Source organism: Scandinavium sp. NPDC088450, assembly GCF_044900545.1.
GTDB lineage: Bacteria > Pseudomonadota > Gammaproteobacteria > Enterobacterales > Enterobacteriaceae > Scandinavium.
The window spans coordinates 34,016-48,500 of record NZ_JBJDNI010000026.1 but is presented as its reverse complement, the minus strand read 5'-3'; the positions used below and the strand labels follow the sequence as shown (position 1 = coordinate 48,500).

At 50.4% G+C, this 14,485-nt stretch carries 15 protein-coding genes and 1 tRNA gene; 5 read left to right on the top strand and 11 right to left on the bottom strand.

The genetic code is table 11. The annotated features are described in order from the left end of the window. Positions 1 to 16 precede the first annotated feature (16 nt). Positions 17 to 940, top strand: coding sequence for an acyltransferase (locus tag ACI2I2_RS19590; protein WP_404659455.1), 924 nt, complete (start codon positions 17 to 19; stop codon positions 938 to 940). Between the two features lie 38 nt (positions 941 to 978). Here ACI2I2_RS19590 and pagP read toward each other — a convergent pair whose 3' ends face one another. The 3 genes from pagP to ACI2I2_RS19575 all read right to left on the bottom strand — a co-directional run bounded on the left by pagP (position 979) and on the right by ACI2I2_RS19575 (position 3,626). Next, complete coding sequence (gene pagP, locus ACI2I2_RS19585; RefSeq protein ID WP_404659419.1) at positions 979 to 1,554, bottom strand: lipid IV(A) palmitoyltransferase PagP; 576 nt, start codon at positions 1,552 to 1,554, stop codon at positions 979 to 981. Between the two features lie 152 nt (positions 1,555 to 1,706). Then, positions 1,707 to 3,242, bottom strand: a complete 1,536-nt coding sequence (locus tag ACI2I2_RS19580) for an alpha/beta hydrolase (RefSeq protein ID WP_404659418.1) — start codon at positions 3,240 to 3,242, stop codon at positions 1,707 to 1,709. Between the two features lie 216 nt (positions 3,243 to 3,458). Further along, positions 3,459 to 3,626 carry a hypothetical protein gene (locus ACI2I2_RS19575; RefSeq protein WP_404659417.1) on the bottom strand — a complete coding sequence of 56 codons (168 nt, stop codon included), beginning with the start codon at positions 3,624 to 3,626 and terminating at the stop codon, positions 3,459 to 3,461. A 262-nt stretch (positions 3,627 to 3,888) separates the two neighbouring features. On the opposite strand from ACI2I2_RS19575, the gene ACI2I2_RS19570 reads away from it, so the two are divergent. The 4 genes from ACI2I2_RS19570 (at position 3,889) to ACI2I2_RS19555 (ending at position 6,227) form a co-directional block, all read left to right on the top strand. After that, entirely contained in the window at positions 3,889 to 4,371 is a 483-nt protein-coding gene (locus ACI2I2_RS19570) for an Hcp family type VI secretion system effector (RefSeq protein WP_404659416.1), read from the top strand. After that, the gene (locus ACI2I2_RS19565; protein ID WP_404659415.1) at positions 4,368 to 4,844 is read left to right on the top strand and encodes a DUF2778 domain-containing protein; all 477 of its coding nucleotides are present in this window, start codon (positions 4,368 to 4,370) and stop codon (positions 4,842 to 4,844) included. Before ACI2I2_RS19570 ends, ACI2I2_RS19565 begins: the two co-directional genes overlap by 4 nt. A 2-nt stretch (positions 4,845 to 4,846) precedes the next feature. Beyond that, the gene (locus tag ACI2I2_RS19560; RefSeq protein ID WP_404659414.1) at positions 4,847 to 5,089 is read left to right on the top strand and encodes a hypothetical protein; all 243 of its coding nucleotides are present in this window, start codon (positions 4,847 to 4,849) and stop codon (positions 5,087 to 5,089) included. A gap of 784 nt (positions 5,090 to 5,873) precedes the next feature. Then, positions 5,874 to 6,227: a hypothetical protein gene (locus ACI2I2_RS19555; RefSeq protein WP_404659412.1), complete on the top strand. Its 354-nt coding sequence runs from the start codon at positions 5,874 to 5,876 to the stop codon at positions 6,225 to 6,227. Between the two features lie 238 nt (positions 6,228 to 6,465). Here ACI2I2_RS19555 and ACI2I2_RS19550 read toward each other — a convergent pair whose 3' ends face one another. The 8 genes from ACI2I2_RS19550 to recJ form a co-directional block, all read right to left on the bottom strand. Next, positions 6,466 to 6,756, bottom strand: a complete 291-nt coding sequence (locus tag ACI2I2_RS19550; RefSeq protein WP_404659411.1) for a hypothetical protein — start codon at positions 6,754 to 6,756, stop codon at positions 6,466 to 6,468. Between the two features lie 10 nt (positions 6,757 to 6,766). Continuing rightward, the gene (locus ACI2I2_RS19545; protein WP_404659410.1) at positions 6,767 to 7,177 is read right to left on the bottom strand and encodes a hypothetical protein; all 411 of its coding nucleotides are present in this window, start codon (positions 7,175 to 7,177) and stop codon (positions 6,767 to 6,769) included. 22 nt (positions 7,178 to 7,199) lie between these two features. Next, complete coding sequence (locus tag ACI2I2_RS19540) at positions 7,200 to 7,835, bottom strand: hypothetical protein (RefSeq protein ID WP_404659409.1); 636 nt, start codon at positions 7,833 to 7,835, stop codon at positions 7,200 to 7,202. A gap of 1,117 nt (positions 7,836 to 8,952) precedes the next feature. Next, a tRNA-Gly gene (locus ACI2I2_RS19535) sits at positions 8,953 to 9,026 on the bottom strand. 79 nt (positions 9,027 to 9,105) lie between these two features. Continuing rightward, the gene (gene actS / locus ACI2I2_RS19530; RefSeq protein WP_404659453.1) at positions 9,106 to 9,819 is read right to left on the bottom strand and encodes an amidase activator ActS; all 714 of its coding nucleotides are present in this window, start codon (positions 9,817 to 9,819) and stop codon (positions 9,106 to 9,108) included. Positions 9,820 to 10,031: 212 nt separating this feature from the next. Continuing rightward, on the bottom strand, positions 10,032 to 11,549 hold the full coding sequence (lysS, locus tag ACI2I2_RS19525) for a lysine--tRNA ligase (RefSeq protein ID WP_404659408.1): 1,518 nt from the start codon (positions 11,547 to 11,549) through the stop codon (positions 10,032 to 10,034). Positions 11,550 to 11,558: 9 nt separating this feature from the next. Further along, positions 11,559 to 12,657, bottom strand: a protein-coding gene (prfB, locus tag ACI2I2_RS19520; RefSeq protein WP_404659407.1) for a peptide chain release factor 2 whose coding sequence is annotated in 2 segments (ribosomal slippage) — positions 11,559 to 12,581 and positions 12,583 to 12,657 — 1,098 coding nt in all. Because the reading frame shifts where the segments join, the coding sequence is not laid out codon by codon here. 90 nt (positions 12,658 to 12,747) lie between these two features. Next, on the bottom strand, positions 12,748 to 14,481 hold the full coding sequence (recJ, locus tag ACI2I2_RS19515) for a single-stranded-DNA-specific exonuclease RecJ (protein WP_404659406.1): 1,734 nt from the start codon (positions 14,479 to 14,481) through the stop codon (positions 12,748 to 12,750). Positions 14,482 to 14,485 lie beyond the last annotated feature (4 nt).

Sequence of the window (14,485 nt, the reverse complement as noted above, 5' to 3'; positions counted from 1 at the left end):
TAAAACGCTGGGATGTATGACGGCGGTGACCTTTTTCACTATTTACAACACCTGGGATCGCTATGATTACGACTATCACTGGATTCTCGGGTTTTTAACGTTTATTTCAACCATCGCGACACCGCTGTTTTTTGTGGTGGCAGGCTATCTGGACTCGCAGTCTCGCCACGATTCGCAATGGCAAATGGGCAAAATCAAAAACGTGGTTATCGTCTTTCTGTTCTGGATGACGGTGTATTATCTCTGGGAGCCGTACCAGCGTGGCTATCTTATTCAGCCGTGGTTTGTGTTTACGTTTATTGTGATTTACACCTTCCACCCCATTATCGAATGGCTTTGTCAGAGACGTTCCCTGTTTTTTGGCGTCGTTTTCGCCCTGCTGCTGCTCTCGTATAGCTATGATCTGCTCTCCGCCCTGTATCCTGCGGTTAATGCTCTGAGCCTGCCGCCGCAGTACCGTTTATGGACGTGGGTGCTGTTTTATCTGACCGGCCAGTTGTTCAGCGATCCCATGGTCGCCAACTGGCTGACGCGGGAAAAAGTCGTCAAAGGGGCGATGATCGCCATCCCGTTTATTTACCTTTTCACCTGGTTTTACGAGCGCCATTTCTTTTTCGCGCTGTTCAAGGCTGACAGAAATGCGTTCATTCTTACCGGTTCACAAATTTACATTCTCGTCGTGGCGCTGGTAATTGCGGCCAACGGCGTGCAGTTTCGTAAAAACAGCGAGTTTAAAGAGACTGTTCTCGCCACCCTCAGCAAAACGATGACTGGCGTCTATATTCTTCACTACTCCGTTTTTCACCTGCTCACCGCGTTTATTCCCGTTACCTCGCTGGGCACTAAATTAATGCTGATAGTCCTGACATTTATCACCTCAGTGCTCATTTCAATGCTGGCGTTGTCCAATTCAGTGGTGAAAAAGGTGATCACCCTTTGAGTGCAGCCAGGCGATTTTGGGTGGGATTGCCTGGGTGTTTAAAAACCGTAGCGCAGCCAGGCAAACAGCACGTTGCCGTTGTTATAGGTACCGGGAATGTAGGTGAACTGTACGCTCAGACGGCGATAACTGGCGGAAAAGAGCGGCAAAATAATCGGTAGCGGCACGTAATTAGCGAAGTCCTTGCGGGCGGTGATCCCGGCGGTAACACCAAGGCCAAGACGAAAATCCTGCTGGCTATCAAGATACCACCCCTTCTCCCAGCCGTAGCCGACAATCGGCTGCCACTCGTTGTGCGAATCCTTAAACATCATGGCGTAAAGCGAGCTCCAGTTGCCCTCTTCGTTATACCGGGACACGCCAAAGCCACCGCCCCAGGGCATCTCATTGTACTTGTCGGTTTTTTCTTTATCGTACATAAAACGGGCATGCCAACTGAGAAAAGGCAGGTATAAATCGTAGTGTTGCGGCTGATTCCAGGTCTGTGAGACATCGTCTTTGAACCAATCCCACCAGCCGCTGATGCGCTGCTCGCCATAGATGTTGGTATCAGCCTGTACCGAAAAGGCAAAAGTAAACAGCGTTCCCCATACTACCTGCAGACAACGTCGCATCGTTTACCCTTAAAGAAAACCGCCCGGTGGTAATTCAGTTTGGGAACAAAAAACAGGCTTTGCAAATTTTCTACCCCCGGTTGGGCGAATTATCCTTTCTGACCGCCATGATGGATGAATAGAGGGGCTTCATCAGCATTATGCACGTGATGCTATTCTGAAGCCGCGGCCTCCGGACGAAGGCAGGCAGCGACATCGGTCTGCTCGCTACAGGCGATATGACGGTTAATTCTCACCATCATCCACGGGAAAAACGGGTTGGAGGTGACGCGCATCAGCGTATCCAGCCCAACGCTCAACGTTGAGGTTTCCCCACGTAAAGAGATCGTCCCGATGCTAATCCCATAGAGATTTTTCTCCGCCGGTTCCCGACCGTAGAGCGAGTCGGTCAGCGGGAACGGCACCGCCACGTGCGACAGCGAATACATATCCTGCGGCCAGGCAATATGCAGCGGCGTGACGGTTTCCGTTTGCGTTCCGGCAAGCGTCGTACGGGCTACTGTTTCATAAGTATCGGGAGCTGCGTTGGTAATCACCGTCGTACCGTAAGGTCTCGGCGCAGGCGGCAATAGCGTGTTAACGGCTGAATAGAGCGACGGGCGAAATAGCGCGCGTAAATTTGCTGCCTGATTGATATCAAAAATCACCAGTTCACTGCCGTTATCCGGCAGATAACGATACAGCGACTCCACCACCGCCCGGGTGCTGACCGTTGAGTCCATCACCGACTGAAAAGTTAAAACCGGTGCTAATTCCGCCAGCCGATGACTTTGCGCTTCTTTCACAATTTGCTGCTGCAAAGCCTGAGAGAGCAGCCATGACTGCCTTGCCGCCTTCACCGGAAACGAATTGTATTTATAAGGATTAAATTCAGGAACGATGTTCAGCCACGCCGCGCGGGCAAAAGCCGGGAATATCGAAGGCAAACCGGCCAGCCCGGCAAAACGGGCAAACGCGGTGACGCCAATCATCGGTGACAGCAAAATAATCTGTTGCGGTCGGCGCAGTGATTTATCCTCCAGGCTATCGAGGGCATATTTCAGCGCCAGCGCTCCACCGTTGGAGTAACCAACCAGGTGCAACGGTAAATCTGACCCAGCGAGCCGCGTTGCTTCACGCACCGCCAGACGCGTGGCCGCAATCCACTCCTCGCGATCAACAGCAGTGAGCGCACCGGGCGCTGTGCCGTGCCCAGGTAGCCTCGGCGCGACGGCGATAAATCCCTGTTGTTGATAGCGTTGCGCCAGATAATGGACGCTGTAAGGTGAATCCGTCAGGCCGTGGAGCAGCACAACTGCACCGCGCGGTTTACCCTGCGGTAGCAGAACAAAGGAGCGATTCCAGTCGGGCTGGAACTTATCCGGATAGACCAGGCTCTGCGCGTAAAAACGGTTAATCGCCGTTTTCTCATCGTCGCTCAGTGTGTCGGTAATGTTGCTTTTCATATCGCGGAAAATCGCCGCTTCCCGCGTCTGGTATTCGGCAAACGTGGCGTGATCAATCTCGTCGGCGGTCATTTCATTCGCCGTCCAGGTATGCCAACGGTGCAAAGCAGGACCGCGCTGAGACTCGTAGATCCGGCCAATAAAAAAGACAATCACCACCACCACCAGGCCAATCGCCGCCTTTTTCGCTAAAGAGACCAGTGTTAAGCCAGACCGATTCAAAAGCCGGGTGAAACGCATCATTGCCATAGTTCTGTCCGAATTTTCTCTTTGCGCGCCAGAGAGGTTTGATAACGCAGACCGAATCCGATCCTGTGATTCTCTTTTTAAACATAGACTAAACTGAGCGGCTGTTCTTATTGTCAGTGGAGAGGTAAAGATTAAATATCCCCGATCTATAACAGATCAGGGATAACTAAATAGGAGGGTAGACCAATAAGCTACACGAGGGTCCGACGTCTAAAGGAAGGCGATAGGAGCATTACCGTAATGATGATCGACACCACCCACTTCAGCGCCGAGGGCTGGACCGCCAGTCAGTACGTGAAGTTCGTTCCACACCTGCAGCGCATCAAGTCGACCCAGAATTTCTTCCTCATACAGCTCGATGTTACGGGATGTACCCACAGAATTGAGCCATGAACCGTGTGCAAGCTCCTTGTACATTCTGGCTATACAGATACTGCGCGGTATAACAAAATGTAATCCGTCTCCGTACTTATCTCTTGTAAAACAATAAACCGCATCGCCAATTACTTATTAATACATTGTTTTATCATATTTTATTATACATCCGGCCTGGTATTCCATTCCGTTGATTAACCTGTATACAGCGCAAAATAACCACATTAAAATCATGCCAATTCAACTCAAATGGAGATTGTAGTTTATGGCTATTCCGGCTTATTTATGGCTCAAAGACGATGGCGGCGCGGATATCAAAGGCTCTGTTGATGTCACGGACCGAGAGGGAAGTATTGAGGTACAGAGTTTCGCTCATGGCCTGCATCTGCCCACTGACAATATGACGGGTAAAATTACAGGTACTCGCGTACATAGCGCGTTAACCTTCGAGAAGGAATTTGATGCTTCCAGCCCATATCTTTACAAAGCTGTAGCAAAGGGCCAGACACTGAAAAGTGCCGAGTTCAAATGGTATCGAATCAATGATGCCGGGCAGGAAGTTGAGTACTTCAATATGCTTCTGGAGAACGTCAAGGTAGTTTCCGTATGTCCCGTTATGCATAACTGTAAAAATGTCGGCACCGAGAAACACAACCATCTTGAAGGGGTCTCCCTGCGCTATGAGAAAATCACCTGGAAGCACTGCGATGGGAATATCCTGTTCACTGATGCATGGAACGAACGATGATCCAGTGTACCTTTCGACTGAACGGCAACGCTTTGTCTAACCTGAGTTGTCCGGGTATCGGTTTTTTTCCCGCCTATTCAGGTAATACAGGGCAACATCGAAATAATCCTGATTCTGTCGCAGTCAAGAATATTGGCCCATTGCCACCAGGAAAGTATTACATTGTTGACCGACCCCGAAGCTTCAGCACCCGCGTAAAAGACGTTTTCGCCACGGAGTACACTGGGTCAGATCACTCAATATGGTTTGCTCTGTACCGCGTGGACGGCAATATCGACGATCACACTTTTATTGAACAGGTAGAAAGGGGCAATTTTAGGCTTCACCCGGCTGGATATGCAGGAATTAGTAATGGCTGCATTACCCTACCTTCTCGTTCTCATTTTGCTGTGCTAAGGGAAGCGCTAATGAGGACCCCAACAATAAAGGTGTCCGCTTCTCTTACTGCTTACGGCACTATTCAGGTGTATTAACGATGACTCCAGCGAAGCAAGCAGGGTTATGGCTCATTCAGTTCCTGTCATTTCTCCTAATTTTTTCGGCATTTTACCTTCTCCTCCCTGAGGTCTATCTGTTCGATCGTTTCAGCGATCGGATTGGTTTTATTACAGAGCAGGACTGGAATGATTTGTTCATGTTCGCCGTTCTCGCAACGTCAGTGATAATCAATACCCTGGTGATTTTCGCTGTCGCGACGCTGAAAAAAGGTCGCGTATAAGCATCACTCCCCGGCTATGATGGCCGGGCTTCCCTCCCCCCATAGTTCGCAGCAGTAGCATCAGTCATTTGACTTTTCGATACGCCAAAAACAACCGGGAAGATTCACTATGTTATTGCATCTTTGCTGTTCTGGATGTAAGCGGTCAATGGCTGACCATAAGGCAGCGATGACCCATTATGCTGCAGCGGATGCGATGAACTGAATATCGGTAGCAAAGTGCTCCGCATCACCCTGGACAAGACCAAGGAAGCGTTAAAAGTGGAGTTGGCGGAGACAGCAAGGGTAAGCCGATCAGCCGTTCAAAACTCCACGCAGTGATCAGTATGCACTTGTCACGTAAGACAGTGGCGGCTACCGCTCACGCCCGCGGCGAAGACCATGAGGTTATTGGCCATCGCTCAACGGAACACACACGCGCCTACCTGGGGACCACACAGGCCAAAGTGGACGCTTTGAGAACGAAGTATTCAACGGGAATTAAGAGAGGCACATGCGCATGAAACGCTTACTTGTGCTGACGATGGCGCTACTGCCGGACAAATTACGATGACCAACCCACAGGAGGAACAGACGGAGAACGGGAAAACGCTTTGCACATATCAGAACAGCAATTATCTGTTCACTTACGTTATGAGCGCCCAGAGTTGCCCGTATGCAAAAACATTCGACACTGAGGATTCAGAAGAGTAAAAACGGGATTGGCTTGGACGAGTATTTTATAAATATTTAGCTGATCATATTGAACGTTCAATTAATAAACAGAAGCACTTAAGGAGCTGAGATGCCCCCTCGCTTAGATTTTCACAAGCTGATGAATGAAGGAATGGTATCGGCAGTAAAGCAGACTCTGCCGGATGTTGAATATAATCTTGGTAAGTTTAGCCTTCCGTCTTCTGAGGTAGATCGAGCAACAGTGATTGCTGCACTGATAGCCGCTCGTGATTGGTTCAACGAAGCTGTAGAGTTAATGGACAGTGAAGCTTCTCGTTTGTCTCACTTACCTGAGCACGATTGGAATTCGGGGCAGGTGGAAAGAGTAAGGTACAACGTTACAGCAGAGATTCAATTGATGCCGACTGAAGAGGCGTTTAACGGACTATTTGATGAAGCGGCAAGCAAGGTTAAGGGGAAGTGATGAGCAACAAGAACTATGAGAGCCACCGCAAAGCGATAGTTAGCAAGGGAATTCCCTCCGACCTATTAAAACGGATCACTGATTCCGACATTCAGGTAATCAATACCTTCCTGACACGAATTAACAAGCTGGAACTTACACAACATGAGAAAGACTGGATTATAAACACGATCTGTACGAAGTAGATTGGCCTGGTAACCAAGTGGCTGGGCCGCCAACCACCAAGAAACCAGCCCCCTCACGCTTTGACCAACCATTTCGCAGGAATCTCTTCCCACTTATTGGTAAGTTCGTCAAAGAAGTACACATCATCAACACCATGTTCAATGAGGTTAATATCTTCTTGAGTGTTTCTTATTCCGCCATTTTCCATGCGTTCTTGAGCAGGAATAAGAGTGGGTTCAACATGTAAGGTGACAAGGTGAGCTAAAACACTGTTGATCAAATCAAACCCATCAAATTGATACGCTGATTCAGCAGGCTTGCCCTTGAAATTATATCTAATATTTACTGTCTTGTGACCAGCCATTCTAAATCCCCTATGCTTCAAATTCGTTACGGCAAACCTTACAGTACCAACCAGCACTGTAACTAACGCCTCCAACAAAGTAATGCAAATGTATGAATTTTGCATCCTTTTCTTTACATGCAGGGCAAAAGGGGGTTTTATCTCCTTCTTTCCAGTAAAGTCCACTGTCGAACTTAAAAGCGTGCTTATCCTTTAACTGCTCTTCAAGCAGTATATTTTTTTGCTCCGCTTGAAATAGTAAAGCCTGCGTAGTGATCACTTCCATCTTAACACTGGCCAGCTCTGACATGAGGTTCGCAAGCTCCAGTTTGAGCGTTGCTTTATCAAGTTCACCACCATCATCAGCGAGCTTCTTTGCAATACCTACAGCTTTGTCAATGATACCTACAGCCGCCGCTGTACTTGCCAACATACCAGACATATTGCCCCTAATTTTAACAAGTTCACTTTATAAAAGCTAAAGCCCTAAGAACAGTTTTCAACCGCGTTACCTGCTCAGGCTTTTCCAGTTCATCCAAATTAACATTAATTTTATCTAAACAGATGGCTATACGTGACATAACCTCGCCATGAATCTGCTTCAAACCTTCGCCATATTGAGTGGCAATATGGTAAGTCTGTTCCAAGTTAAAACGATGGATATCTTTCTGCGTTTCATGAAATATGGTTTGAAGTTTAGCTAAATCCTCTAAAACCTGATTATTCATCCTGAAAGTATCAACCAGACTCCTTGCTGAACCATAACAAATAACAATTGACTTCATTGTCTCTTCATTAACAGAAGTTAACGCGAAAGAGTTGCTTTCATAGAATGAGAAATAATTTTGAGTTAACGGAAAGATGCTTTCAAAAGGTTTACCACCTTCATAACTTTCAAGAGAATCGCAAATTCTGGCTTTATAAAGTTCCAGAAGCGTTTCGACTTCTGCTTTTATTCCAATCAAGACACCCTTTTGCTTATCCTTTGCTTCATTAACTGAAGCTCTGTCTTGCCTACGTCCATCGATTAGAGTACCCCACAGGGTGAACAATCCCCCTATCAAGGCACCAACTAAACCAGAAATCAGCTCACTTCCCATGTTGCCCCCTAACATTCATTTTTGACGGCAATGATCCCATTGCTCAGTAGTCCTTGCAACTCGATCACTGATTGCAAAGTTATTCAGCCACGAATCATAAGCGTACACTTTGCTTTTATCATCTGCTGTCATCAACTTACCGTCAGGTTTCAACTTTGGCGAAAGCAAGTATATACCGTTTAAACGGTTAGCTTTGAAGCTATCAACATACAACGTTACTTCAGCACTTCCCAGCACACGTAAATCTCCTATTCTGCCATTCTTTATTGTTGCTATCGAATACTGACATAGATAAGTTTTCGCAGTTGAAGCTGCGTTTTTTTCGGCAATCTTTGCTGATGGAGAACCCGAGGAGGATTTGGGGAATGAACTATGAAGAGAAGATGACGGATAAGAGTAATGTTGATAAGTCGAAGATGAGCGCGAACTACCTCCACATGTTTTCCATGCCGCAATACACGAATTACCACACGGTATACCTTTCTTGCAATTCTTCGCGTATGCAGAAAACGACAACCCAGCTAACAGAAATGTGCCAATGGTTATCCTAACCAACGAAGACCAGCCCATAAACCACCCTTCTTTTAAGATTTTCCTCACATGATACCATACTTAAATCAAGGCGATAGAAGCCAATAAGCCCGTTGGTGGTAAGACAACGCGCGGAGCCGTTAGGCGACATCATCAGGGGTTATGTCAGACAGTGAAGTTTATCAGGATGACCATGTACCCGAAGGAGCGAGGCCGAACCGCTGGCAGAGCCTGCATTTCGTGTGCAGGTACGAACACCACCATAAAACCTGTTTATTCCCTACAACGTCATCTCGACGTATGGCATGTGGGAGCATCGGCAAAAAATGCGCTTCACTGTAAGGTCATGAGAATCAATGCCCGGATCAGGCTTTGCCTTCACGTTGTGCTATCGCGGTGTGAGGTTGGAACTGCCGCCGACGAATAATTATACTCTCATTTCCGTGTAACTATCCGTGACAACTAACAATGTAACTCCCATTGGTAGATCGTAGTTCAATGGTAGAACGATCACGACAACTTATGTTATGTAAGTTGTTGATAGCAAAATGAGTTTTAACGAAACTTTGCCACAAGGGGAGAGATCTGGAGCGGGCGAAGGGAATCGAACCCTCGTATGCAGCTTGGGAAGCTGCCGTTCTACCATTGAACTACGCCCGCAAAGACGTGAGAGGGCATTATAAACCTAACACCCTCTCTGGCAAGCCTTAGGCTTGCTGACTGGCGAAAAAAACGCCTTTTAACACTTAGGCTTACTGCCTTGCGGCGGCAGATAGCGAAGCGGATCGATAGCCGTTGCGCGATAACGAATCTGGAAGTGCAGTTTCACGGAATCGGTATCCGAGCTGCCCATGGTGGCAATCTGCTGGCCGATTTTCACTGACTGACCATTGTTGACCAGCATCTTGTCGTTATGCGCGTAAGCGGTGATGTAGTCTTCGCTGTGCTTAATCATGATCAAATTGCCATAACCGCGAAGCTGGTTGCCGACATACACCACTTTCCCCGCGCCGGACGCATAAACAGGCTGCCCACGCGAACCGGCAATGTCTATCCCTTTATTGCCGCCATCGGCTGTGGAATACGGTAACACGACTTTGCCGCTGGTCGGCCAACGCCAGCAGCGCTGCCCAACTGGCGGCCAGGAAGATTGTGGTACGGCTGAAGACGGCGTGACTTTCGCCGTGCGGGTGTTGCTCTTGCCGGAGGATTTTTTGCTGCCGCCTGAACTGCCATTGGTTTTCAGTCGCTGACCCACTTCAATGGTGTACGGCGGTGAAATGCCATTGAGTCGTGCCAGGTCCCTTACGCTGGTCCCTGTTTTGCGTGAAATCGCGTACAGCGTGTCGCCTCGCTTCACGGTGTAGGTTGAGCCAGAGTCTGATGAGTTACTGGAACAGCCAGCCAGCATCAGGCCTACAATAAGGCAGACGATCAGGCGAAAAGGATGAATGTTCAGGCGTCCTGCTGGCAAAACAACTCCTCGGTAAGCGGAATTCGGGATGTCTATGATAGCAGCCCTTGCCCGGTTGCCAATATCCCTGTGCGTTATCTCGACGGAATAGGAGATCCCTTGGGGTCTGAATGCGGCCAAATAAAAAAGCCCGGCGCAAAAAGCTAACCGGGCTTTCAAAGCAGGACAATAATGCCCTGGCTTAATAGACCTTATTTAACCGGACGCATCGCCGGGAACAGGATCACATCACGGATGGTGTGGCTGTTGGTGAACAGCATCACCATACGGTCGATACCGATACCCAGACCCGCAGTTGGCGGCAGGCCATGTTCCAGCGACGTCACGTAGTCTTCGTCGTAGAACATTGCTTCGTCATCACCGGCTTCTTTCGCATTCACCTGATCCAGGAAGCGCTGCGCCTGATCTTCTGCATCGTTCAGCTCGCTGAAGCCGTTACCGATTTCACGGCCACCGATGAAGAATTCAAAGCGGTCAGTGATTTCCGGGTTCACGTCGTTACGACGAGCCAACGGAGACACTTCAGCCGGATATTCAGTGATGAAGGTTGGCTGAATCAGATGCGCTTCTGCCACTTCTTCGAAGATCTCGGTTACGGTACGGCCCAGGCCCCAGCTCTTCTCAACTTTGATACCGATTTCAGCAGCAATCGCTTTTGCGGCATCGAAGTTGTCCAGATCGGCCATGTTGGTTTCCGGACGGTATTTCTTGATAGCTTCACGCATGGTGAGCTTCTCGAACGGTTTGCCGAAATCAAACGTCTGGTCGCCGTAAGGCACTTCGGTTTTGCCCAGAATGTTCTGCGCCAGGGTGCGGAACAGGGATTCGGTCAGTTCGATAAGGTCTTTGTAATCCGCATACGCCATATAGAGTTCCATCATGGTGAACTCTGGGTTGTGACGTACGGAAATACCTTCGTTACGGAAGTTACGGTTGATTTCGAACACACGTTCGAAGCCGCCAACCACCAGACGCTTCAGGTACAGTTCCGGCGCAATACGCAGGTACATGTCGAGATCCAGCGCATTGTGATGGGTGATGAATGGACGGGCTGACGCGCCGCCTGGGATCACCTGCATCATTGGGGTTTCCACTTCCATAAAGTCGCGGCCCACCATGAACTGACGGATGCCCGCCAGGATCTGGGAACGCACTTTGAAGGTGTTACGGGATTCGTCGTTGGAGATCAGATCCAAGTAACGCTGGCGATAGCGAGCTTCCTGATCCTGCAGGCCGTGGAATTTATCCGGCAGCGGGCGCAGCGCTTTGGTCAGCAGACGCAGTTCAGTACAGTGGATTGAGAGCTCGCCGGTTTTGGTTTTGAACAGCTTACCTTTCGCGCCGAGAATATCGCCCAGATCCCACTTTTTGAACTGCTCGTTGTAAATGCCTTCTGGCAGATCGTCACGCGCAACATAGAGCTGAATACGGCCGCCCACATCCTGGAGGGTCACGAAGGACGCCTTACCCATGATGCGGCGGGTCATCATACGGCCCGCAACGGTCACTTCAATATTCAGCGCTTCAAGCTCTTCGTTTTCTTTGCTGTCGAAGTCAGCGTGCAGTCGGTCGGAGGTGTGGTCGCGACGGAAATCATTCGGAAAAGCAATGCCCTGCTCACGCAGTGCAGCGAGCTTTTCACGGCGAGATTTCAGTTCGTTATTCAGATCGACGACCGCATCAGCGCCTTGTGCTTGTTGTTCAGACATTTTGGTTCCTCATAACCCTGCTTTCAAACTTGCTTCGATAAATTGATCCAGACTGCCGTCAAGCACAGCCTGGGTGTTGCGGGTTTCCACCCCGGTGCGCAGATCTTTGATGCGGGAATCATCCAGCACGTAGGAACGGATCTGGCTACCCCAGCCGATGTCAGACTTGTTGTCTTCCATCGCTTGTTTCTCAGCATTTTTCTTTTGCATTTCCAGTTCATAAAGCTTCGCTTTCATCTGCTTCATGGCCTGATCTTTGTTCTTGTGCTGAGAACGGTCGTTCTGACACTGGGTCACGGTATTGGTTGGAATGTGGGTAATACGCACAGCGGATTCAGTACGGTTAACGTGCTGACCACCGGCACCGGAGGCGCGGTATACGTCGATACGCAGGTCCGCCGGGTTAATTTCAATATCGATGTCGTCTTCCACTTCCGGGTACACAAACGCCGAGCTGAAAGAGGTATGGCGGCGGCCGCCGGAATCGAACGGGCTTTTACGCACCAGACGGTGAACGCCTGTTTCGGTACGCAGCCAGCCGTAGGCGTAATCACCGATGATTTTGATGGTGACGGATTTGAGACCCGCAACTTCGCCTTCAGACTCTTCGATAATTTCGGTTTTGAAGCCACGCGCTTCTGCCCAACGCAGGTACATACGCGTCAGCATGCTTGCCCAGTCTTGCGCTTCAGTACCGCCAGAACCTGCCTGGATGTCGAGATAGCAGTCGGCGCTGTCGTATTCGCCAGAGAACATACGGCGGAATTCGAGCTGCTCCAGCTTCACTTCGAGCTGATCGAGTTCAGCCACGGCTTCGTTGAAGGTTTCTTCATCGTCGGCTTCAACAGCCAGTTCAAGCAGGCCAGAAACATCTTCCAGACCCTGAGTCATCTGGTCCAGCGTCTCAACGATGGCTTCCAGCGAGGAACGTTCTTTGCCCAGCGCCTGTGCGCGCTCGGGTTCGTTCCAGACGTCCGGCTGTTCCAGCTCGGCGTTTACTTCTTCCAGACGCTCTTTCTTGGCATCATAGTCAAAGATACCCCCTAAGAACGTCAGAGCGCTCCGTGAGGTCCTGAATGCGATTTTTTACCGGATTAATTTCAAACATGGTCGATTATCTTTTCTGGGCTTGTCTAAATGCGGTGATAAGAGCGGGATTTTAACGGATCTCCGCCCTTTTTTATAGCGATTACTGATGCTAAATCGGCCAGATGTTATCAATGATAATTTGCAGGCTGCGGTTGCCGCGAAACTCATTAATGTCCAGCTTGTAGGCCAGTTCCACTTCGCGGACGCCGTTATCCGGCCAGCAGGTGGTATCGACGTTGAACGCAATACCATCCAGAAGCGGCCCCCCGCCAACAGGTTCTACCATCACTTTCAGATGGCGTTCGCCCACCAGCCGCTGTTGCAGCAGCTTAAAGCGACCATCAAACAGCGGTTCCGGGAACATCTGACCCCACGGGCCAGCATCGCGCAGCATTTGCGCCACGTCCATGGTCATCTCCGCCGCAGACAAAGGCCCGTCAGAAACGATTTCACCCTGCAACAGCGCCGGGTCCAGCCATTCAGTGACCAGATCGCCAAAGCGCTGCTGGAATTCATCGAACTTCGCTTCTTCCAGTGACAACCCCGCAGCCATCGCATGGCCGCCGAATTTGATCATCATGCCGGGATAAAGCGTGTCCAGACGCTCCAGCGCATCGCGCATATGCAGGCCCTGAATCGAACGCCCTGAGCCTTTCAGCGTGCCATCACCCGCCGGGGCAAACGCAATGACCGGGCGGTGAAAACGCTCTTTGATGCGCGAGGCGAGAATACCGACGACGCCCTGATGCCACTCGGGATGATACATCGCCAGGCCGCCCGGCAGCGTGTCACTGCTGCGTTCAAGCTTCTCACACAATGTCAGCGCTTCGGCCTGCATGCCCTGCTCAATCTCTTTGCGCGTCTGATTCAGCGCGTCGAGTTCGTTGGCCAGTTGGCGTGCTTCACCGATATTATCGCTTAGCAGCAGCGCCACGCCGACAGACATATCATCCAGACGCCCCGCCGCATTCAAACGCGGGCCGAGTGCAAACCCAAGATCGCTGGCAGCCAGTTTCTGCGCATCACGGTTGGACACTTCCAGCAGCGCTTTGATGCCCGGACGGCACTTTCCAGCACGAATGCGGCTCAGGCCCTGCCACGTCAGAATGCGATTATTGGCATCCAGCGGCACGACGTCCGCCACCGTACCGAGCGCGACTAAATCCAGTAATTCAGCCAGATTCGGGATCGCAATGCCCTGAGCCTCAAACCAGCCCTGATCGCGCAAGTGGGAACGGAGCGCGAGCATCAGATAAAACGCCACGCCCACACCCGCAAGGGATTTGGACGGGAAGTCGCACTCTCGCAGATTCGGGTTGATGATGGCTTCAGCCGCTGGCAGCGTGTCACCTGGCAGGTGATGATCGGTGACCAACACCGGGATGCCCAGTTCGTGTGCGCGTTCAACGCCCGCATGAGATGAAATGCCGTTGTCGACCGTCATGATCAGCTGTGCGCCTCGCGCATGAGCCTGATCAACGACTTCCGGACTCAGGCCATAACCATCTTCGAAACGGTTAGGCACCAGATAGGAGATGTTGCTGCAACCCAACTGGCGCAAGCCCAATACGCTAAGTGCTGTACTGGTCGCGCCGTCAGCATCGAAATCGCCAACCACAATGATGCGTAGCCCTTCGCGGAAGGCGTTGTAGAGAATGTCGACAGCTTTTTCGACACCGTTCAGCTGCTGCCAGGGCAGCATGCCCTTCACACTACGCTCAAGATCGGCAGCAGAACGCACGCCACGACTGGCGTATAACCGCTGTAACAGGGGCGGTAACTCAGCCGGTAGCTCCGCTGAGTTATCCACCTCTCTGCGGCGAAGTTGGATCTGTTGTTTCACGCCG

Bases quoted from the DNA above. Each gene is read 5' to 3' on its own strand.
- ACI2I2_RS19590 (WP_404659455.1), top strand. From the start codon at position 17: ATGACGGCGGTGACCTTTTTCACTATTTACAACACCTGGGATCGCTAT.
- ACI2I2_RS19570 (WP_404659416.1), top strand. From the start codon at position 3,889: ATGGCTATTCCGGCTTATTTATGGCTCAAAGACGATGGCGGCGCGGAT.
- pagP (WP_404659419.1), bottom strand. From the start codon at position 1,554: ATGCGACGTTGTCTGCAGGTAGTATGGGGAACGCTGTTTACTTTTGCC.
- ACI2I2_RS19545 (WP_404659410.1), bottom strand. From the start codon at position 7,177: ATGTCTGGTATGTTGGCAAGTACAGCGGCGGCTGTAGGTATCATTGAC.
- lysS (WP_404659408.1), bottom strand. From the start codon at position 11,549: ATGTCTGAACAACAAGCACAAGGCGCTGATGCGGTCGTCGATCTGAAT.
- ACI2I2_RS19555 (WP_404659412.1), top strand. From the start codon at position 5,874: ATGCCCCCTCGCTTAGATTTTCACAAGCTGATGAATGAAGGAATGGTA.
- ACI2I2_RS19550 (WP_404659411.1), bottom strand. From the start codon at position 6,756: ATGGCTGGTCACAAGACAGTAAATATTAGATATAATTTCAAGGGCAAG.
- ACI2I2_RS19560 (WP_404659414.1), top strand. From the start codon at position 4,847: ATGACTCCAGCGAAGCAAGCAGGGTTATGGCTCATTCAGTTCCTGTCA.
- ACI2I2_RS19565 (WP_404659415.1), top strand. From the start codon at position 4,368: ATGATCCAGTGTACCTTTCGACTGAACGGCAACGCTTTGTCTAACCTG.
- ACI2I2_RS19540 (WP_404659409.1), bottom strand. From the start codon at position 7,835: ATGGGAAGTGAGCTGATTTCTGGTTTAGTTGGTGCCTTGATAGGGGGA.
- ACI2I2_RS19580 (WP_404659418.1), bottom strand. From the start codon at position 3,242: ATGATGCGTTTCACCCGGCTTTTGAATCGGTCTGGCTTAACACTGGTC.